Here is an 18,336-nt window from a genome sequence, read left to right as displayed (position 1 = left end):
CCCCCGTTCAAGGAAGCCGAATGAGCCTTACCAACGAGACCCTCGCGAGCCTGGTGCGTCCGGACAGCGTGCATAAAAGCGTCTACACCGACCCGCAGATTTTCGAGCTCGAAATGAAGCGCATCTATGGCCAGGCGTGGATTTACGTCGGCCACGAAAGCCAGGTGAAAAACCCCGGCGACTATCACACGACCCGTCTCGGCGATCAGGACGTCGTGATGGTGCGCGCCAGCGACGGCCAGATTCACGTCGTGTACAACCGCTGCCCGCACAAAGGCGCGAAAGTCGTTCCCGACGGCGACGGCACGACCGGCAAGTTCTTTCGCTGCCCGTATCACGCATGGACCTTCAAACTCGACGGCACACATCTGTCCGCGCCGCTGAAAAACGGCTTGCAAAACACCTGTTTCGATCCGAAACATCCGGATTTTTCGATGCGCAAAGTGGCACGCGTCGGCGTGTATCGCGGTTTCGTGTTCGCCAGCCAGTCGGCGGAAGGACAAACGCTGGAGACGTTCCTGAACGGCGTCGCATCGTCGATCGACAACCTGTGCGACCGCTCGCCGGTCGGCGAAATCGAAGTGGCCGGCGGCGTATTCCGCGTCCTGCAACGCTCGAACTGGAAAGTGTTCTACGAGAACCTGCACGACACGATGCACGCGCCCGTCACGCATGAATCGTCGGTGGTGTCCGCGCGCTCGCAAGCCGAGGCGGAAGGCTCGCTGCCGTTCGAACTGTTGATCATGGAAGGCAACGGCGAACCCTACGAGTTCTGGGAGAAGCTCGAATTGCGCGCGTATGAGAACGGCCACGGCTATATGGAAGGCATTTTCGATCCGGCCGCCGCCGAACGCGATCCAGTGTCGAGCGCGCATTTCGCCGCATTGACCGAAGCGTACGGCGAGACGCGTGCGCGCGAAATTCTCGGCATGAACCGCCATAACACGGTGATTTACGGCAGTGGTTCGCCGCACACGGTGTTCCAGCAATTCCGCGTGATCCGTCCGTTGTCGGTGGATCGCACGCTGGTCGAAATCCAGCTGTTCAAGCTCAAAGGTGCGCCCGAATCCGTCTTCGAACGCGCGATGACCTACGCGAACGTCATCAATTCGCCGTCGTCGAACGTGATGCCGGACGATGTCGAAGTCTATGCGCGTTGCCAGGAAGGCAACATGACCAACGGCGGCGACTGGATCAGCATGCACCGTTATGCAGGCACCGATCTCGCCGTCGAAAACGGCATGGTGTCGATCAACGGCACCAGCGAGTTGCCGATGCGCAATCAGTTCGCGGCGTGGAAGCGCTTCATGCTCAACGAAACCGTCGCTGAACAAGGAGCGCGCTGATGCTGTTCGACACTCGCTTCGATCTCTCCACCGAGGTTGCCCGTCCGGTTCGCGTCACCGACGCGTTGCGCGTCGATGTCGAGCAGTTTCTGTTTCGCGAGGCGCGCCTGCTCGACACTCGCGCATTCGACGGCTGGCTCGATCTATGGACGCCGGACGGTATGTACTGGATGCCGCACGAGCCGGGTCAAACCAGCACGCGCGACCATATTTCGCTGTTCTGGGAAGACGCGACGTTGCGCGAAGTGCGCGTGCGACGCATCACGAATCCGCGCAACTGGTCGCAGCAACCGGCGACGCGCACCGCGCGCGTGATCGGCAATGTGATGATCGACGGCACCGATGATGCCGGCCGCCTGATCGTCCATTCGACCTTCATGCTTGCGGAATGGCGCAACGGTCAGCGCCAGCTCGCCGGCCTCACGACGCACAAACTGGTCGCGCAGGAATCGGGCGGTTGGCAAATCTATCTGAAGCGCGTCGATCTGATCAACGCCGCCGACGTGTTCGCGAACCTGGAAGTGTTCGTGTGATGCCCACGTCGCCCGCGTCTACTTCATTGCTCCCGTTGCAGCGCACTGCCGTGCTTGCGCTGCATTATCAGAACGACGTGCTGCATCCGGACGGCAAGATTCGCGTCGGCCTGTCCGCGTCCGACCCGGCGCGCGACCGCGTGATCGCGGCTGCGGCGAAGCTGATCGCGGGCGCCCGGCACGCCGCGTTGCCGTTGATCCACGTGCGTATCGCGTTTCGTCCCGACTATGCGGATCTGGTGCAGAACTGCTGGATTTTCCGCAAGACGGCCGAACTCGGCGCCGTGCAGGAAAACACGTGGGGCGCTGCGTTTTACGATGCGCTTCAGCCCGACGAAACACGCGCCAACGAACTGGTGATCCGGCATCAGCGGACCAGTGCATTTATCGGCACACCGCTCGAACAGATCCTGATGAAGCTCGGCGTGCGTCATCTGATCGTGGCCGGCGTGGCGACGCATTCGGTGGTGGAAATGACTGTGCGTCATGCAGTCGATCTCGGCTACGAAGTCACGGTTGCCGCCGACGCATGCGCCGCCGCCGATCCGGCCATCCACGCTGCGTCGCTCGACAGCATGCGTTTGCTGGCGGACATCGCGACGGTCGATACCGCACTCGCGCAACGGGAGATCCAACGATGAGCACGCCCCATTCCACGCGTCTACATGGCCGCCTCGCCGGCAAGGTCGCGATTGTCAGCGGCAGTACGCAGGGACTCGGCGCGGACATCGCGAGAGGTCTCGTTGCGGCTGGCGCGTGCGTGATGACGCTCGGACTCGACGCAAAAGCGGGCCGCGACGTTGCGGACTCGCTCGGCGACGCGGCCCGATTCATCGAAACCGATATCACCGACGACGCGCAGATCGACCACGTGATCGACGCAACGCTGGAGCACTTCGGCCGCATCGACTTTCTGGTCAACAACGCCTGCACCTATGCGGATTCCGGTCTTGCATCGACGCGCGAGCAGTGGGCGCATCTGCTGAACGTGAATCTGGTTTCCGCCGCGATCTTCGCGCAGAAAGCCGCGCCGCATCTGGCCCGTGGCGGCGTGATCGTCAATCTGGGCAGCACCGGCGGCAAGTTCGGCGCGGCCGGTCGCGCGCTGTATCCGGCGTCCAAGGCAGCGTTGCAGCAGTTCACCCGCAACCTCGCCGTCACGCTTGCGCCCGACGGCATCCGCGCGGTCACGGTGTCGCCCGCGTGGACGTGGTCGCCTTCGCTCGAACAGCTTGCACACGGCTCGATCGAGGCCGCGGATCGCGTCGGCCATGCGTTGCATCCGCTTGGGCGGGTCGGACGCGGCCATGAGATTGCGCAGGTCGTCGCGTTCCTGTGTTCCGCCGATGCATCATGGATTACCGGCGTCGATATTCCGGTCGACGGCGGCTTTTCGATTCTCGGACCCGACCAGGGCGTGTCGCCGCGCGACTGGTTCAGCCGCATCGGCCAGGCCGACTGATACACGGCATTCCCCACATTTTCCACTTTCGATCCACGAAGGAAATCCTCATGTCGAAGCAGATCAAGATCACGTCGAACGGATCGGCATTCGATGCGTATCTCGCGTTGCCGGAATCGGGCAGCGGCCCAGTCGTCGTGTTGTTGCAGGAGATTTTCGGCGTCAACGCGGAGATGCGCGAGGTCGCCGACCTCTACGCGAGCGAAGGTTACGTCGTGCTTGCGCCGGACCTGTTCCATCAGTTCGAACCGAACATCGAGCTCGGTTATACCGAAGCGGATCACGCACGCGCATTCGACTACTACCAGCGTTTCGATGTCGCGCGCGCGCTCGACGATATTCGCGCAACGGTTCAATACGCGCGCTCGATGCCGGAATCGACCGGCAAAGTAGGCGCACTCGGCTTCTGTCTGGGCGGCAAGCTCGCGTATCTGGCAGCGGCGGAATGCGGTGTGGATTGCGCGGTCGGTTATTACGGCGTCGGCATTCAGGACGCGCTCGAACTCGCGGCGAAGATCACGTGTCCCATCGCGTTGCACTTCGGCGAAACCGATCCGATGAATCCGCCCGAAGCGGTCGAAGCGATCAAGACCGCGCTCGCGGGCAAGCCGAGCGTGAAGCTCTACGTGTACCCGGATGCCGGTCACGCGTTCAATCGCAGCGGCCCGACCTTCGTCAAGACCGCCGCGATGCCCGCGCATACGCGCAGCCTCGATATTTTCCGCAAGACGATGGGCCCGGACTACGATCTGAGTGCGCTGGCCGACCATCACTTCTACCTCGAATTCGCCGCGCGCGACCCCGAAGCGACGATGCAAACGATGGTGCCGCAGCCCTACGTTAACCACGTCCCGACGATGACGGGCGGCACCGGCTACACCGAACTCAAGCGCTTCTACACGAACCATTTCATCCACAACAATCCCGCCGACACGAAGATGGTGCCGATCTCGCGCGTGGTCGGCGTGGACCGGATGGTCGATGAATTCATCCTGTGCTTCACGCACGATTGCGAAATCGACTGGCTGTTGCCCGGTGTCGCGCCGACCGGCAAGTACGTCGAAATCCCGATGCTGGTGGTAGTCGGATTTCGCGGACCGAAGCTCTACAACGAGCACATCTACTGGGATCAGGCGAGCGTACTCACGCAGATCGGCCTGCTCGATCCGACCGGCCTGCCGGTTTCGGGTATCGAGGCCGCACGCAAGCTGATGGATGAAAAGATGCCGTCGAACACGTTGATGGCACGCTGGAAAGACAGCGCGCCGGCTTGACGCAGTACCACCGCACGACCCTTCCGCACTTCAAACGACCTATCCTTTCAGGAGTCGCATCACCATGACAACCGATCTCGCCGCCGCGCGCGTCGTTCGCGAAGGCAAACTGTTTATCGACGGCCAGTGGGTCGCCGGGTCCGACGGTCAGACCCTTCCCGACTACAACCCGGCCACCGGCGAGCAGTTCGCCGACGTGCATCAGGCGACCCGCGCCGACGCGATGCGGGCGGTCGATGCCGCGCACCGCGCGAAAGACATGTGGGCCAATATGGTCGTGTCGAAGCGTGCCGACATCCTGCTCGCGTGCGCGGACGCGCTGGCCGCGATGGCCGACGATGTGCGCGACGTGCTGATCGAGGAATCCGGCTCGACCTATCCGAAAGCGATGTTCGAAGTGATGAGCGGGATCGATCTGTTGCGCAGCGCGGCGGGCGACGCGCGGCATGTGTTCGGCGAAACCTTGCCGCATAGCATGCAAGGGCAACTCGGCTTCACGCTGCGTCGTCCGCTCGGCGTGATCGCCGGTATTGCGCCGTTCAATGCGCCGTTCTGGCTCGCGATGAAGAAGGTCGTGCTGGCGATCGCCGCGGGCAATACCTTCGTGCTGAAGCCGTCGGAAGAGACGCCGGTGACCGGTCTGAAGATCGCTGAACTGTTCGAGCGTGGCGGCCTGCCCGCCGGCGTGCTGAACGTGGTGCCCGGCCCGGCCAGCGAAGTCGGCGACGTGCTGTTGACCGATCCGCGCGTGCGCATGCTGACCTTCACCGGATCGACACGCGTGGGCCGTTACCTCGCCGTCGAAGCCGCGAAGCACATGAAGAAGGTCACGCTGGAACTCGGCGGCAAGAATCCGTTGATCGTGTTGCGCGACGCCGATCTCGACTACGCGGTGCGTGCCGCGTGTTTCGGCATCTTCTTCCACCAGGGCCAGGTGTGCATGGCAAATTCGCGGATCATCGTCGAAGCGCCGGTCTACGATGCGTTCGCGGAGGCGTTCATTGCACGCGCGAAAACGTATCAGGTCGGCGATCCGCGCGACCCGAAAACGGTGATCGGACCGCTGATCCGTCGTTCGCAATGCGGCGTGATCGACAGCCAGGTCGAGGATGCGGTTGCGAAAGGCGCGCGTCTGCTGATGGGCGGCACGCATCGCGACAATTTCTACGAGCCGACCGTGCTGGCCGACGTCACATCGGCGATGAAAATTTACGACGAAGAAAGCTTCGGGCCGGTGACGTCGCTGATTCGCGTCGAAGATTCGGAAGAAGCGCTGCACGTAGCCAACGACACGTCGTATGGGCTGTCGTCGGGCGTCATCACGAACGACCTGCAAAAAGCGTTCGATCTCGCGCTGCGCATCGAGGCGGGCATGGTGCATATCAACGACACGACCGTGTCCGATGAGGCGCACGTGCCGTTCGGCGGCACGAAGATGAGCGGCAGCGGACGCGAAGGCGGACGGTACTCGATGGAAGAAATGACCGAACTGAAGTGGATCACCGTGCAGATGGGACAGCGGCAGTTTCCGTTCTAACGGTTGAGCGCGGCGGTCGGCTACGTTCAGACAGGTAGCCTCCATCGCCAAAGCCTTAAGCTGAAAACACAACGGGAACGTGAAGTTCCCGTTGTGCGTCACCTTAAGCTACGTCACGACGCGCGGCGCAAGCGGCGTTTCCGGTGTCGGATATCCCGCGTCCCTGAAGGTTTGAATGATCGCGCGATTGGTGTCGAAATACACTTGCCAGTAGTGGTCGGTATGCGAATAAGGCCGCACGCATAGTAGCGGACCTTCCGGCGTAAACGACAGGACTTCGATGTCCGGCGCAGGCGTTTCCGCGACGTTCGGAATCTGCGTGACGGCCGCGCGCAAGCGGTTCATCGCGTCGGTTGGATCGACACCGTTGGCGATCTTCGCGGTCAGCTCGACGCGCCGCACCGGCAGTGCGCTGTAGTTCGAAATCGTATCGGAGAAGATCTTGTTGTTGCCGACGATCGTCGTCACGTTGTCCGGCGTGATGATCGTCGTGCCGAACAATCCCAATTCCTGAACCGTGCCGGTCACACCACCCGCCGATACGTAATCGCCGACCTTGAACGGGCGCAACACCTGCATGAAGATGCCCGCAGCGAAGTGCGCGAGCAAGCCGCCCCACGCGGTTCCGATCGCGAGTCCGAGACCCGCCAGCAGCGCCGCGAACGACGTCGTCTGTACGCCAAACACCTGCAGGATCGCGAGGATCAGCAGCAGGTTCAGCAGTGCGCCGAGTATCGAGCCGAGATAGTGCGCAAGCGTGGGATCGACCTTGCCATTGCGCGACAACACCTTGCGCAACAGGCCGATGATCAACCCGATCAACCACCGGCCGACGATCCACAGCACGATCGCGCCGATCACCTTCGTGCCGAGGTCGATGCCTCGGGTCATCAGAAATACGCGGACGGTTTCGAGATCCACGATGCCCTCGCGTGAGTCGTTTGAGTTGGAGTGATTGTTTCGATTCAGCTAACGACAGCAATGATGAATTCACAACCGGACGCAATGACGCGCCCGGTCTTCGCAAGTTATAGGCGACGGCCCGGCCATTCGCAAGGACCATTCCTGTCATTGTTTTAAACTCATGTGGGAAAAGAAAAAACGCGCTTGCGGTTAGCAAAGCGCGTTTTTAATGTGCCTTTACGACGGCTAGACAATCATTTCATTTAAAGCATCGAACGCAGTGTAATGGCGGGATTGGCGAGACTCGCCGCGTCGAGTACCTTGCCCGCCGCCATCAGTCGCTTGCATGCGCCGATATCGCGTCCGGCATTCACGGCGGCCACTGCCTGCAACTCGCCCGACTCGCCCAACGCCATCAGCGTGAACGTGCCGTCGCCCGGCACGCCGCGCGTGACGAGTGTCTGCGTGTCGGTGAAGACACCGAGCGTTTGCAGATTGCAGTCGAACTGATCGGACCATAACCACGGAATCTCCGCGTACGTTTGCGCGTCGCCCAGCATGTTCGCAGCCGCAATCGCCGGTTGATTTTCGGCGACCTGCCACGACTCGATGCGGACCTGACGCGCGAGTAGCGGATTGAAATGTTGCGTGACTTCGCCCGCCGCGAAGATCGCCGGATCGCTGGTGCGGCATTGCGCATCGACGACGATGCCGTTGTCGATGTCGAGTCCGGCTTCCATCGCAAGCTCGACGTTCGGCACCACGCCGATGCCGATCACCACGACGTCAGCGTCGATCTCGCCGCGATCCGTTTCCACGATCGCGCACTCGCCATCGCCGCTCGCGCGACGACGGATGCCGAGCGGCTTCGTATTCAGCTGCACGTCCACGCCCTTCGACGCGTGCATCGCGAGAATGAACTCGCCGATCGCGCGAGGCATCGCGCGTTGCAGCAGCGCGGCAGCCGGTTCGATCACGACAGCCGTACATCCGAGCGTCGCCGCCGATGCCGCCACTTCGAGACCGATAAAGCCGCCGCCCAACACCACGACGCGCTTACCCGGCGCAAGCGCTGCGCGCAACGCGCGAGCGTCGGCGACAGTGCGAACATAGTGCAGCGTCACACCGTCGTCGACGGGGCCGGTGAAACGCCGCACGCGCGACCCGGTCGCCAGCAGCAAACGCGCGTAGCCGAGCGTGCTGCCGTCGTCGAGCTGCACGACCTGTTGCGCGCGATCGATCGACACGACGCTTACGCCGAGTCGCAATTCGATGCGTTGCGCGTCGTAATACGCGGCGTCGCGAATAAACGCGCGATGCTCGCCGTCGTGATTCATCAGCGCGTCTTTCGACAGCACCGGCCGGTCGTACGGCAACTCCGGCTCCGCGCCGATCATCACGATGCGCACGTCGGCGTCGCGCTCGCGCAGCGACTCGGCCGCGCGACGCGCCGCGTGTCCCGCGCCGACGATCACGAACGGCTTACTCGACATGAATCTCAACCTGTCCGTCGACGATCCGGATCGGGAAACTGCGCACGGCTTCCGTCACCGGCGCGCATCGCGGCGCACCGCTGCGAATGTCGAAAAGCCCTTGATGCAGCGGACATTCGACGCAGCCGTCTTCGACGTAGCCTTCCGACAGACGTGCATGACCGTGCGTGCACAGATCGTTCAGCGCAAAGACTTCGTCGCCGAGACGGAAAATCGCAATCTGCTTAGAGCCCGACACGATCGCGACCGGCTCGCCTTCCGTATAGTCGTCGAGCGCGCCGAGCGTCTGCCAACCGTTGATGACCTGATCCATTGCCTGCTCCTCAGATCGGCGTCGCGAGCAGGGTCTGCACGCGCGAAGTGTCGTAAATCACGCGCTTGGCCTTGTAGCGCAAACCGTCCGGCGTGCGCACGACGCGGTCGTAGTACTTGCCGGCCTGATACACGTTCGACTCGCCGTTGGAACGCGTCTGGATCACCACGTAGTTGCTTTCCGTTTCGATCACGCCGTCTTTTTCGCTGACGACCGCGAGGCCCGACGTCATGTGACGGTAGCTATGCTCTTCGTAAATGTTCGCGTTGCGCAGCGACACGACGCGATCGCGCAACATGCGTTGATTCGTGCAGTAGATGATGCCGATCGGCAAACCCATGTCCGCGTTTTCTTTCGGCACGATTTCGTACAGGCAGTCTTCGGTGAACAGCGTCGGCCACGCTTCGAGACGGTCGTTGTCGAGGTTGTTGATGTACTGGTCCTGCAGCATGTGCAGTTCGAACCACAGCTTCATTGCTTCCATGATTTTTTCCTCGACGTTCAGTAGCCCATCAACTTCTGATAACCGACCCAGAACTTGCGGATCAGGCTCTCGGTGATGACGGTGTCTTGCTGGTCCGGGTTGCCGCGCGACATTTCGATCACCGACGTCGCATCTGCGTCGCGAATCGTGCCGCGTTGCACCAGTTCGGTCGCTTCCGTGTCTTCCATCGAGATATAGCCTGCCGGGCCCACCAGGTTGGCCTGTTTGATACGCAGTTCGCGCAACTCGGGCGTGTCGTCGGTATAGCCGAAGAAGTGGAAAATCAGTTCGAAGCTGTTCGGGCCTTTCGGCAACAACTGACGCGCGACCAGCGTGTTGTGAATCTGCTGGATCACCAGTTGCGGGAAGATCGGCTGGATGTGATTGGTGGTGTCTTCTTCGTACTCGGAGACCAGACCGAGAATCGAGTCGTCTTCCAGCGCGAAGCCTTCGTCGAAAGAACGGATATTCTGCTGCTTATACGCGGCGGACGTGTCTTCACCCGTCTTCGTCACGGTGATGATGCTGTGCAGACCGTGCGTGGCGTCGGGAATCGAACGCGCCTTCATGCCGACGCGGAAGATGTTGAAGGTGGTGTGAAACAGATGCAGCATGCTCGCGTGATACGGATCCTTCACGTTCTCGAAGTAAAGCTTCCAGTTCGACTTCGAAAATTGACGCGTGCAGCCGAGATACTCGATCGGCTTATGGAAAATACGGTCGATCCACGGACGCATTTCCGCGCCGAGGTATTCGGGCAACGGGCCGACTTCTTCGCTGAAGGTGGCGAACACCAGGCCGCGATAGCTGTCCACGCGCAGCTTCTTCAGGCTGTGGTTCTTCGGATCGAAATCCGCCGGCATGCCGGTCATGCCCTTCTGCCCGCGACGGAACGGCACGCCGAGCAGGTTGCCGCTATTGTCGAAACTCCACTGGTGATACACGCAGGTGTGCGAGGTCGCGTTGCCGCGCGACTTGCGGCACACCGATGCGCCACGGTGCGCGCAGCGGTTCACCCACGCCGACAGGCTGCCGTCTTCGAGACGCGTGACGACCACCGGCGTATCGCCGACGAAGGTGCTCTTGTAGTCGCCGGCATTCGGGATTTCCGCTTCGAGCGCGACGAAATTCCAGGTCGGGCCACGATAGATGCGTTCCTGCTCGCGGTCGTAAACGGCTTGCGAACTGAACACCTTGTACGGCACGCGCGAGCCGTCTTCGTGCGGGAACTTGACGTAGTCCGACTCGGGCATGCTCATTGGGCGCAAGGGTGACTCGACCATTTCCATGGCGTTTTCTCCGATTGGGGGATTTCGGTAGGCCGTTTCAACGGCTTTCGACATGGGTTGATTTTTGAAAGGTCAAAATGATGCGTCTATCCAGTTTCGGTGCCGGCGCTGCGCGGCTATCCGTTTCTGGCAGATTTCCACGGCTCACCGCGTGTAAGCTGCGGAATGCGCCTGCGTTTTCCCCCATGATCGACGGCTATGTCCGAACGTGCTTTTTTTCGTCCCGATGCGTTGCGCGGTCACCGGCTCTTCGAGTCGAGCGACCTCGATGAGACGCGCGAACTGATTTCGCGCGTGATGCAACCGCATTCGCTGACCCCGTCGGGAACGGGACGCGGGCGTTCGCATATGGATTTCGTGAAGCTCGGGCGGCTCGGGATGGGCACGATCGCGTTCGGGGACGCGATGCGGGTGGACGTCGAAGCGGTCGACGGTTACTACCTGATGATGTTTTGCGTCGCGGGCGAAGCGCAGGTCCGGACGATGGATTGCTCGGTGATCGTCAACACCGAGCGAGGCGTGCTGTGCGCGCCCGGCGAGCACTTCGACGCGGTGCTGTCACCCGGTTGCGAGCAATTCATCCTGCGGATCGATCCTGCGGCCTTCGTCGCGCGGCGCTTGATGGAAGAACGGCGGTTTTCGCCGGTCGTGCCGCTCGCCAATGCGCCGTTACGCGGCTGGATGCAGCAGTTGCAGGCAGTGGCGGGATCGACGGATCTGCTGGACAGCGCGCGCGACAATCCGCAAATCGCGGCGCACGTGGAAGGTTTGCTGATCGATCTGCTGGCGCTCGGGCATCTGGAGACGCCCGGCGGCACGAGATCGAACGTGCTGGCGCCTGCTTTCGTGCGTCGCGCGGAAGATTTCGTGCTGGCCAATCTGGCCGGACGGCTTCAACTGACGGACATTGCGACGGCGATCGGCGTTCCCGTGCGCACCCTCACCGACGGTTTTCAGCACTTTCGCGGCATCACACCGATGCAGTACGTGCGCCAGGCGCGCCTCGAGCGCGCGCGCGAAGCACTGCGGCTCGCGGGACCGGATGCGCGCGTTGCGGAAATCGCGCTGGATTGCGGTTTCACGCATCTTGGGCGCTTTGCGCTCGAATATAAGCGGAAGTTTGGCGAATCGCCGTCGGAGACCCAGCGAAAACGGTAACTGTGACGCGCGACTTGAGACGTCACGGTAAAAATGACGATTCGCAGGCAAAAAAATAGCTCGCCGAAGCGAGCTTATTTTCTTGCGCTAGCGCGAGAACTTACAGCGGCGTGATGTTAGCCGCTTGCTTGCCCTTCGGGCCTTGCTTTTCTTCGAAGTTCACCTTCTGACCTTCTTGCAGGGACTTGAAGCCGCTGCCTTGAACTTCCGAGAAATGCGCGAACAGATCTTCGCCACCGTTGTCCGGCGTGATGAAACCGAAGCCCTTCGCATCATTGAACCACTTCACAATACCTGTTGCCATTTTTAATCCAGTAAGTGTTAGGTGCTGCATTCATGACAATCACGCCTCAACGCGTGATCAATCACAAGATAGCGTTGTACCACGCGATATCAAAAATGCCAATTAGCATCTGCACCGAGATGCGTCCCCGACGCTTAATAAAGCTCGCGAACCCAGGGTCCCCACGCTTCGCCGTCGAGTTTCTGGCGAGTATAGGTAGCGCTATGACCGGTGGGGGTTTCAGAGGTGTCGTCCGCTGCTTTTGCATCGGTGACGTGGAGCGCGAAGGCCTGTTTTTCGGCCGTATCGGTGATCATTCGGCCAATCGGCTCGATTGTGTCCGTTTGTGCGGATTCCACCAAAGCGAGATAAGGGGTCATACGCCCCCAAAGCGAAGTCAACTCTTCCTGCGGATAGTGCGTCATGTCGTTCCTGGGAGAGTGAGGGCTGAGTTTACCCTACGTTACGCGCGATCCGTCCGCGCAATCGCACGTTGTCACATTCGGTTACCCGCTCAACCGCCCACCCGCCGACAACGTTTTCTCAGTGTATACCCTTACTTCACCGTCTGAATCACCTCGAAACCCTCGAACTCCGGATGCCCGAGGTACAGCGAGCGCGTGCCGCCGCCCGCGTTCCGGTGCGCGGCCCGAAAGGCTTCGGATTGGGTCCACGCTTCGAACGCGGCATGATTCGACCAGATCGTGTGGCTCGAATAGAGCACGTGGTCGTCGCGGGTTGGGCCTTTCAGCAGATGAAACTCGACGAAGCCCGGCACTTCCTTCAGATGCGTGTCGCGGCTGGTCCAGAGCTCTTCGAAATCGGCCTCGGAACCCAGCGCCACCTTGAAGCGATTCATTGCGATATACATGCTCGACGTCCTCGTCACGGTGCGTTGCGGGCGCCTGGCGCGTGCTGGACACGTGCATGACGGCCGCCGGTTGGATGCGAACCGCCAGTATAGGACGCCGCTCCGATCGCCGCGCTCAGGCCCGCTGCATCACACGCGCGCCACCCGAAACACCGCAACCGCGTCTTTCATCGATTGCGCCTGATGTTCGAGCGCGCCAGCCGCTGCCGCCGCTTCTTCGACCAGCGCCGCATTCTGCTGCGTCACCTGATCCATCTGGCTGACGGCCAGTCCGACCTGTTCGATACCCGAACTCTGCTCGACAGTCGCCGACGTAATCTCCGACATGATGGCCGCGACGCTGCGCACCGCGCCGACGATCTCGTCCATCGTGTCGCCGGCCTGCACCACCAGACTGCTGCCGTTGCGCACGTCCTCGACCGACACGCCGATCAGTTCCTTGATCTCGCGCGCGGCGCCCGCGCTGCGTTGCGCCAGCGTGCGCACTTCGCCCGCGACCACCGCGAAACCGCGCCCCTGCTCGCCCGCGCGCGCCGATTCGACCGCCGCGTTGAGCGCCAGGATATTGGTCTGGAACGCAATGCTGTCGATCATGCCGGTGATCTCGGCGATCTTGTGCGAACTCGCCTGAATCGCTGTCATCGTCTGGACCGCGCGCTGTACGACGTCGCCGCCGCGCTGTGCCACGGCCGCCGCGTTGGTGGCGAGCTTGCTGGCCTGAACCGCGTTCTCGGCGTTCTGTTTGACCGTCGACGTCAGTTGCTCCATGCTCGCCGCCGTTTCTTCGAGCGACGCCGATTGCTGCTCGGTACGGCTCGACAGATCGAGGTTGCCCGATGCGATCTCCTGCGCGCCGCCGTAGATCGCCTCGCAGCTATCGCGGACGCTCGACACGGTCCGCGACAAGCCCGATTGCATCCGGCTCATCGCGCTGAACAACTGGCCGATCTCGTTGCGTCCGGCCTCGGGAATCCGCACGGTCAGATCGTTCGACGCGATCTGGTCGAGCAGACGCGCCGCTTCGCCGAGCGGACCGGTGACGATCCGGCGCAACACGAAGTACGTGACGACGATCAGGCCGAGCGCCATGCCGACACCCACCACGACCATGCTGACGACCCAGTTGTATTCGGTATTGCCGCGCGCGACCGCGTCGTTGGACAGGTCGGTGGCGACGCGCTGAAACTGCTCCACGGCCGTCGAGTAAGCCGCGCCCGCTGCGGTGATGTCGCGGTCGTTGATCTGGGCGTAAGCGGCCGTGTCGCCGCTGCGCAGCGCGTCGGACGCGCTTTGCAGCAGCTTCGCCAGCCGGTTCGACGATTCGACCAGTTGCTGCTTGAGCGCGTCGTCCTGACCGTCGAAACGCGGCGCGCCACGAAATGCTTCGGTGTCGCGCGCGGCCGCGGCGATCGACTTCGATGCGCTGTCGAGCGCGGCGTCGCGCGACGCCGCGTCGTTACGTTCCTTCAGCGCCGAATACGCGCGCGCCAACGCAGCGCGGGTGCGCGCGGTGTCCTTGTAGCCATCGTTCGCGAGCACTTCCTGTGTGGCGATCTGGTGCAGACGCTGCGCGCTGTCGTTCGCGCGTCCCAGCGCAAACACCCCGACGATGCCGCCGAACAGGATCATCGTCGCGAAAATCACGAGGACGCCGAGGAGACTGCTCCGAACCGTTATGTTGCGCATGCCGCGTCAAATCCGAGTTGTACGATCTCTCAATTAACGGCCGGCTTCGTCGGAGCTTGAGGACAAAGTGCCAAATCATTCGACGTGGATCAAACTCCCGGCGCGACGCGGCTCGGCGCGTCGCGCCGGGCTTCGGATCAGCGGCCGTCGACCGGATCCATGCCCGTCGATCTGACGACCGGCTGCACGCCCGGCGACGACAGATAGTCGAGCAGCGCTTTCGCTTCCGCGGGATGCGGCGCGTTGACGGGAATCCCGGCCGCGTAACGCGTGACCGATTGCATCGGTTCCGGAATCCGCCCGACCAGCGTGATGCCCTGGATCGGCATCAGTTCCGCGACCTGCTGGAAGCCGATTTCGTAGTCGCCGCTCGCCACGACGCTGCCCACCGGCACGCGCTGGATGCGCTTTGCCTTGCCCTTCATCTGGTCTTCGATACCGAGCTTGGCGAACATTTCTTTCTCGATGTACACGCCGCTTGCGCTGTCGGAATACGCGACGGATTTCGCGTGAAGCAGCGTCTGCCGGAATGCGTCGACGCTGCTGATATCGGGCGTCGGCGCGCCACGCTTGACGGCCATTGCAATGCGCGAATCGCCGAGTTCGACGCGCGACGCGGGAACCACGACGCCGCGTTTGATCAGGTCGTCGAGCGCATAGCCGACCATGATGACGACATCGGCGGATTCGCCGCGACTCAAACGGTTCGGAATCGCTTCGGCCGATTGCCCCATCGACGGACCGAGGATCGTAACCAGCGTATTGCCGGTTGCACTTTCGAAACCCGGCCCGAGCTTTTTGTACGCGGCGGTGAATCCGCCCGACGTCATCACGCGCACTTCGGTCGCGCGAACCGTGCTGAACGCCGACGCTGCGATCATCAACGCGACTGCTGTTCCCTTAACGAATGCTTTCATCTTGCTGGCTTGTCTCCGGTTATGTTCCGTTGCGCGTTGGCGGCACAACGTGGGATGAGCCGACAATCTTGTCTTAAGCCGTGCGTCGAGGGAAGTGCCTTTCGTGGGTTGTTGTGATTGCTCGCGATGTTTCAGCCGCTATGCGCGTGACGACGCCGTTACGGACAGGCGCCCGTCTACGACGCCGGAAACGTCGTCTGCCAGCCCCCGCCCAGCGCCTTGAACAACGTCACCAGCGACACCGCGACATCCGTGGTACTCGCGGCCAGTGCCTGCTGCGTGCCGAGCAGATCCTTCTGCACCGTCAACACATTCAGGAAATCCGTTGCACCTGCAACGTATTGACGCTGCGCGTTTTCGAGCGCGATGGTGTTCTGTGCAACCGCGTCGGCGAGCCGGTCGCGATGCGTCTGGCGAGCGTCGTAATCGCTCATCGCGTCGTCCACTTCGTGCCATGCGTTGAGCACTGTGCGCTGAAATCCGATCGCCGCTTCCTGCTGTTCGGCGTTGCGCAGCGCGAGCTGTCCCTTCAGACGTCCACCGTCGAAAAGCGGAACGGTCAACGCCGGACCGATACCGAACATCCGCGCGCCCCATGTGTCCAGATCGCCGACATGCAGCGCCTGCAAACTGAAATCCGCGGACAACGTGACGCGCGGATAGAAGTCGCCGACCGCAACGCCGATCCCCGCCGTCGCTGCATGCAGACGCGCTTCGGCCGCGCGGATGTCGGGCCGGCGCTCCGCCAGTCCGGACGGCAAACCGGCCGGCACGCGCGCGGGCATCGACGGCACCGGCGCCGCCTCGCGCAACTCGCTTTCGAGTGCGCGCGGCGGTGCGCCCATCAGGAGACTCAGTGCATTGACGAGACGCACGCGCTGGTTGTCGAGTAACGGCAATTGCGCGTCGATCGCACTCACCTGCGCCGACGCTTCCGCCATATCCAGATGCGTCGCGACGCCGTCGGTGAAACGGATGCGCGTCAATGCAAGGCTATGCCGCGCAATCTCCAGATTTTGCGCGACGATTCGCTGCTGCGCCTGCACGCCACGCAACTGCATATAGTCGTTCGCGGTTTCGGCCAGCGTCGCCAGCAACACGTCACGACGCAGGTCCGCGCTCGCTTCGACCGTTGCGTCGGCGGATTCGATTTCGCGTCGCACGCGGCCCCACAAGTCGAGTTCCCACGACGCATCGAAACCGGGTTGCCATACGTTGTAATCGTGTTTGCCGTCGAGTCCGGAAATATCGAGCACGCCTTTCTGGCTGGATCGCGCATGTTGATACGACGCGTTGCCGTCGACCGAAGGCGCGGCATCCGCGCCCGTCACGCGACGCGCGGCGCGCGCCTGCATCAGCCGCGCGCTCGCGGCCTTGACATCGAGATTCGACGTCGCGACGCGTTCGATCAACGACGACAGTTCGGCGTCGTTGAATGCGTTCCACCATTGCGGATCGAGCGCGCCGTCCACAATCTGCGACGGGTTTTTGTCGTCCGGTTTCGCGTCTGTTTGCGTGGTTTCGGCCGTGTTCCAGCGATCGGGCAAGCTCGCCGCCGGACGCTGAAAATCCGGACCGACGGTACACGCCGCAAGTCCCAGCACACTCAGCGCGCACACGCTCGAAACGATTCGTGAAGTCAGCAGGTTCATCGTGCGGCGACCTCGGCGGCGTTGGCGGCGTGAGGGGTGTCGGTGGTGTCGGTCACCTTTGATGCGTGCATGCTCGCGCCGGTACGGATCGTCGCGTCCACGGACATCCCCACGCGCAATTTATCCAGCGACGCCTGCCCTTCGCGCAATACGATCTTGACCGGAATCCGCTGGACCACTTTCGTGAAATTGCCGGTCGCGTTGTCGGGCGCGATGGCCGCGAAGGTCACGCCGGTCGCGGGCGCAAAACTCTCGACCGTGCCGTCGAACACGACGCCCGGATACGTATCGACGCTCACTTGCGCAGCCTGGCCGGGCCGCACGTCGGTCAGCTGCGTTTCCTGAAAATTCGCCACCACGTAGGCTTGCTGCAGCGGCACGACTGCCAGCATCGGCGTGCCCGGCGTCACGTATGCGCCGACCCGCACGGCACGCTGCCCGACCACGCCGTCGATCGGCGCGACGATCTGCGTCCACGACAGATTCAGCCGCGCCGTATCGAGCGCGGCTTTCGCCTGCAACAGCGATGCTTCGGCACGCGCGCGCTGCGTCGTCAGCACCGCAACCTGCTGTCTGGCGGCCTTCAGTCCGGCATCGTTGCGCGAGACGTCGGCGAATGCCGTGTCGGTGCGTGAGCGCGCCTGCTGCGCGTTCTGCATGCTGCCCGCACCGTGTTGCGCGAGATCGGTGTAGCGGTCGTAATCGGCGCGGGCGAACACGTAACCGGCGTGCGCGGCCGTCAATGCGGCGGCGGCCTGATCGATCAGCGACTGCTGCTGGACGATGCTCGCGGCCACGTTATCGATGGTGGCCTGCGCGACCGCGACGTTCGCTTCGGCCGCCGCGACGGCGGCCGAATAATCGCGGTCGTCGATCTGTGCGAGCACCTGACCTTTGTGGACGATCTGGTTATCGTCGACGCTCAAGGTCGCAATCTGACCGGCGACGCGCGGCGCGACCACGGTGAAATCGGCGCTGACGTAGGCGTCCTGGGTGCTTTGTCCGGACGGCTTCATCACGCGGTAAGCCAGCACGGCGCATAGTCCGATCAGCACGATGACCAGCGTCCCGCCGATGTAGATTTTCTTGTTCGATTTCGACTCAGACATGGGTCAACCTTTTCAATTCCTGGAGG

Annotated in this window: 19 protein-coding genes; 7 read left to right on the top strand and 12 right to left on the bottom strand. The window is 62.4% G+C overall.

Annotated features, from left to right (window positions below; genetic code table 11):
* Positions 1-20: 20 nt before the first annotated feature.
* From PW947_RS08360 to PW947_RS08335, 6 genes are all read left to right on the top strand, one after another.
* A complete protein-coding gene (locus PW947_RS08360; RefSeq protein ID WP_299630796.1) occupies positions 21-1,346 on the top strand; it encodes an aromatic ring-hydroxylating dioxygenase subunit alpha in 1,326 nt (441 codons plus the stop codon).
* The gene (locus tag PW947_RS08355; protein ID WP_299630795.1) at positions 1,346-1,879 is read left to right on the top strand and encodes an aromatic-ring-hydroxylating dioxygenase subunit beta; all 534 of its coding nucleotides are present in this window, start codon (positions 1,346-1,348) and stop codon (positions 1,877-1,879) included. Before PW947_RS08360 ends, PW947_RS08355 begins: the two co-directional genes overlap by 1 nt.
* Complete coding sequence (locus PW947_RS08350; RefSeq protein ID WP_299630794.1) at positions 1,879-2,520, top strand: isochorismatase family cysteine hydrolase; 642 nt, start codon at positions 1,879-1,881, stop codon at positions 2,518-2,520. The genes PW947_RS08355 and PW947_RS08350 overlap by 1 nt, the downstream gene beginning before the upstream one ends.
* Positions 2,517-3,341: an SDR family oxidoreductase gene (locus PW947_RS08345; protein ID WP_299630793.1), complete on the top strand. Its 825-nt coding sequence runs from the start codon at positions 2,517-2,519 to the stop codon at positions 3,339-3,341. Before PW947_RS08350 ends, PW947_RS08345 begins: the two co-directional genes overlap by 4 nt.
* Positions 3,342-3,391: 50 nt before the next feature.
* On the top strand, positions 3,392-4,615 hold the full coding sequence (locus PW947_RS08340) for a dienelactone hydrolase family protein (RefSeq protein ID WP_299630791.1): 1,224 nt from the start codon (positions 3,392-3,394) through the stop codon (positions 4,613-4,615).
* Positions 4,616-4,679: 64 nt separating this feature from the next.
* Entirely contained in the window at positions 4,680-6,152 is a 1,473-nt protein-coding gene (locus tag PW947_RS08335) for an aldehyde dehydrogenase family protein (protein WP_299630790.1), read from the top strand.
* A 108-nt stretch (positions 6,153-6,260) separates the two neighbouring features.
* Here PW947_RS08335 and PW947_RS08330 read toward each other — a convergent pair whose 3' ends face one another.
* The 5 genes from PW947_RS08330 to andAc form a co-directional block, all read right to left on the bottom strand.
* Positions 6,261-7,073: a mechanosensitive ion channel family protein gene (locus tag PW947_RS08330; protein WP_299630788.1), complete on the bottom strand. Its 813-nt coding sequence runs from the start codon at positions 7,071-7,073 to the stop codon at positions 6,261-6,263.
* A gap of 245 nt (positions 7,074-7,318) precedes the next feature.
* Positions 7,319-8,548, bottom strand: a complete 1,230-nt coding sequence (gene andAa, locus PW947_RS08325; RefSeq protein ID WP_299630787.1) for an anthranilate 1,2-dioxygenase system ferredoxin--NAD(+) reductase — start codon at positions 8,546-8,548, stop codon at positions 7,319-7,321.
* Positions 8,538-8,861, bottom strand: a complete 324-nt coding sequence (andAb, locus tag PW947_RS08320) for an anthranilate 1,2-dioxygenase ferredoxin subunit AndAb (RefSeq protein WP_299630786.1) — start codon at positions 8,859-8,861, stop codon at positions 8,538-8,540. The genes andAa and andAb overlap by 11 nt, the downstream gene beginning before the upstream one ends.
* 10 nt (positions 8,862-8,871) lie before the next feature.
* The gene (gene andAd, locus PW947_RS08315) at positions 8,872-9,345 is read right to left on the bottom strand and encodes an anthranilate 1,2-dioxygenase small subunit AndAd (RefSeq protein WP_299630783.1); all 474 of its coding nucleotides are present in this window, start codon (positions 9,343-9,345) and stop codon (positions 8,872-8,874) included.
* 17 nt (positions 9,346-9,362) lie between these two features.
* The gene (andAc, locus tag PW947_RS08310) at positions 9,363-10,634 is read right to left on the bottom strand and encodes an anthranilate 1,2-dioxygenase large subunit AndAc (RefSeq protein WP_299630781.1); all 1,272 of its coding nucleotides are present in this window, start codon (positions 10,632-10,634) and stop codon (positions 9,363-9,365) included.
* A gap of 198 nt (positions 10,635-10,832) precedes the next feature.
* On the opposite strand from andAc, the gene andR reads away from it, so the two are divergent.
* Positions 10,833-11,792 carry an anthranilate 1,2-dioxygenase regulatory protein AndR gene (andR, locus tag PW947_RS08305; protein ID WP_299630779.1) on the top strand — a complete coding sequence of 320 codons (960 nt, stop codon included), beginning with the start codon at positions 10,833-10,835 and terminating at the stop codon, positions 11,790-11,792.
* 100 nt (positions 11,793-11,892) lie between these two features.
* On the opposite strand, the gene PW947_RS08300 is transcribed toward andR, so the two are convergent.
* From PW947_RS08300 to PW947_RS08270, 7 genes are all read right to left on the bottom strand, one after another.
* Positions 11,893-12,096 (bottom strand): cold-shock protein, encoded by a 204-nt coding sequence (locus tag PW947_RS08300; RefSeq protein ID WP_299630778.1) that lies wholly within the window; start codon positions 12,094-12,096, stop codon positions 11,893-11,895.
* A gap of 134 nt (positions 12,097-12,230) precedes the next feature.
* Complete coding sequence (locus PW947_RS08295; RefSeq protein ID WP_299630777.1) at positions 12,231-12,500, bottom strand: hypothetical protein; 270 nt, start codon at positions 12,498-12,500, stop codon at positions 12,231-12,233.
* A 131-nt stretch (positions 12,501-12,631) separates the two neighbouring features.
* Positions 12,632-12,946: an antibiotic biosynthesis monooxygenase gene (locus PW947_RS08290; RefSeq protein WP_299630775.1), complete on the bottom strand. Its 315-nt coding sequence runs from the start codon at positions 12,944-12,946 to the stop codon at positions 12,632-12,634.
* Positions 12,947-13,075: 129 nt separating this feature from the next.
* Positions 13,076-14,632: a methyl-accepting chemotaxis protein gene (locus tag PW947_RS08285; RefSeq protein ID WP_299630773.1), complete on the bottom strand. Its 1,557-nt coding sequence runs from the start codon at positions 14,630-14,632 to the stop codon at positions 13,076-13,078.
* Positions 14,633-14,769: 137 nt separating this feature from the next.
* Positions 14,770-15,549, bottom strand: a complete 780-nt coding sequence (locus tag PW947_RS08280) for a substrate-binding domain-containing protein (RefSeq protein ID WP_299630772.1) — start codon at positions 15,547-15,549, stop codon at positions 14,770-14,772.
* A 176-nt stretch (positions 15,550-15,725) separates the two neighbouring features.
* Positions 15,726-17,201 carry an efflux transporter outer membrane subunit gene (locus tag PW947_RS08275; protein WP_299630770.1) on the bottom strand — a complete coding sequence of 492 codons (1,476 nt, stop codon included), beginning with the start codon at positions 17,199-17,201 and terminating at the stop codon, positions 15,726-15,728.
* Complete coding sequence (locus tag PW947_RS08270) at positions 17,198-18,310, bottom strand: HlyD family secretion protein (protein WP_299630769.1); 1,113 nt, start codon at positions 18,308-18,310, stop codon at positions 17,198-17,200. The genes PW947_RS08275 and PW947_RS08270 overlap by 4 nt, the downstream gene beginning before the upstream one ends.
* Positions 18,311-18,336: the final 26 nt, after the last annotated feature.

It is taken from the genome of Paraburkholderia sp. (genome assembly GCF_028283785.1).
In the GTDB taxonomy this organism is placed as follows: domain Bacteria; phylum Pseudomonadota; class Gammaproteobacteria; order Burkholderiales; family Burkholderiaceae; genus Paraburkholderia.
The sequence above is the reverse complement of the archived record's forward strand: the minus strand, read 5'-3'. Positions and strand labels throughout refer to the sequence as shown.

Coding starts and splice junctions, on each gene's coding strand:
- PW947_RS08295 (WP_299630777.1), bottom strand. CDS start 12,500: ATGACGCACTATCCGCAGGAAGAGTTGACTTCGCTTTGGGGGCGTATG.
- PW947_RS08360 (WP_299630796.1), top strand. CDS start 21: ATGAGCCTTACCAACGAGACCCTCGCGAGCCTGGTGCGTCCGGACAGC.
- andAc (WP_299630781.1), bottom strand. CDS start 10,634: ATGGAAATGGTCGAGTCACCCTTGCGCCCAATGAGCATGCCCGAGTCG.
- PW947_RS08340 (WP_299630791.1), top strand. CDS start 3,392: ATGTCGAAGCAGATCAAGATCACGTCGAACGGATCGGCATTCGATGCG.
- PW947_RS08350 (WP_299630794.1), top strand. CDS start 1,879: ATGCCCACGTCGCCCGCGTCTACTTCATTGCTCCCGTTGCAGCGCACT.
- PW947_RS08280 (WP_299630772.1), bottom strand. CDS start 15,549: ATGAAAGCATTCGTTAAGGGAACAGCAGTCGCGTTGATGATCGCAGCG.
- PW947_RS08335 (WP_299630790.1), top strand. CDS start 4,680: ATGACAACCGATCTCGCCGCCGCGCGCGTCGTTCGCGAAGGCAAACTG.
- andAb (WP_299630786.1), bottom strand. CDS start 8,861: ATGGATCAGGTCATCAACGGTTGGCAGACGCTCGGCGCGCTCGACGAC.
- andAd (WP_299630783.1), bottom strand. CDS start 9,345: ATGGAAGCAATGAAGCTGTGGTTCGAACTGCACATGCTGCAGGACCAG.
- andAa (WP_299630787.1), bottom strand. CDS start 8,548: ATGTCGAGTAAGCCGTTCGTGATCGTCGGCGCGGGACACGCGGCGCGT.
- PW947_RS08300 (WP_299630778.1), bottom strand. CDS start 12,096: ATGGCAACAGGTATTGTGAAGTGGTTCAATGATGCGAAGGGCTTCGGT.
- PW947_RS08270 (WP_299630769.1), bottom strand. CDS start 18,310: ATGTCTGAGTCGAAATCGAACAAGAAAATCTACATCGGCGGGACGCTG.
- PW947_RS08345 (WP_299630793.1), top strand. CDS start 2,517: ATGAGCACGCCCCATTCCACGCGTCTACATGGCCGCCTCGCCGGCAAG.
- PW947_RS08290 (WP_299630775.1), bottom strand. CDS start 12,946: ATGTATATCGCAATGAATCGCTTCAAGGTGGCGCTGGGTTCCGAGGCC.
- PW947_RS08355 (WP_299630795.1), top strand. CDS start 1,346: ATGCTGTTCGACACTCGCTTCGATCTCTCCACCGAGGTTGCCCGTCCG.
- andR (WP_299630779.1), top strand. CDS start 10,833: ATGTCCGAACGTGCTTTTTTTCGTCCCGATGCGTTGCGCGGTCACCGG.
- PW947_RS08285 (WP_299630773.1), bottom strand. CDS start 14,632: ATGCGCAACATAACGGTTCGGAGCAGTCTCCTCGGCGTCCTCGTGATT.
- PW947_RS08275 (WP_299630770.1), bottom strand. CDS start 17,201: ATGAACCTGCTGACTTCACGAATCGTTTCGAGCGTGTGCGCGCTGAGT.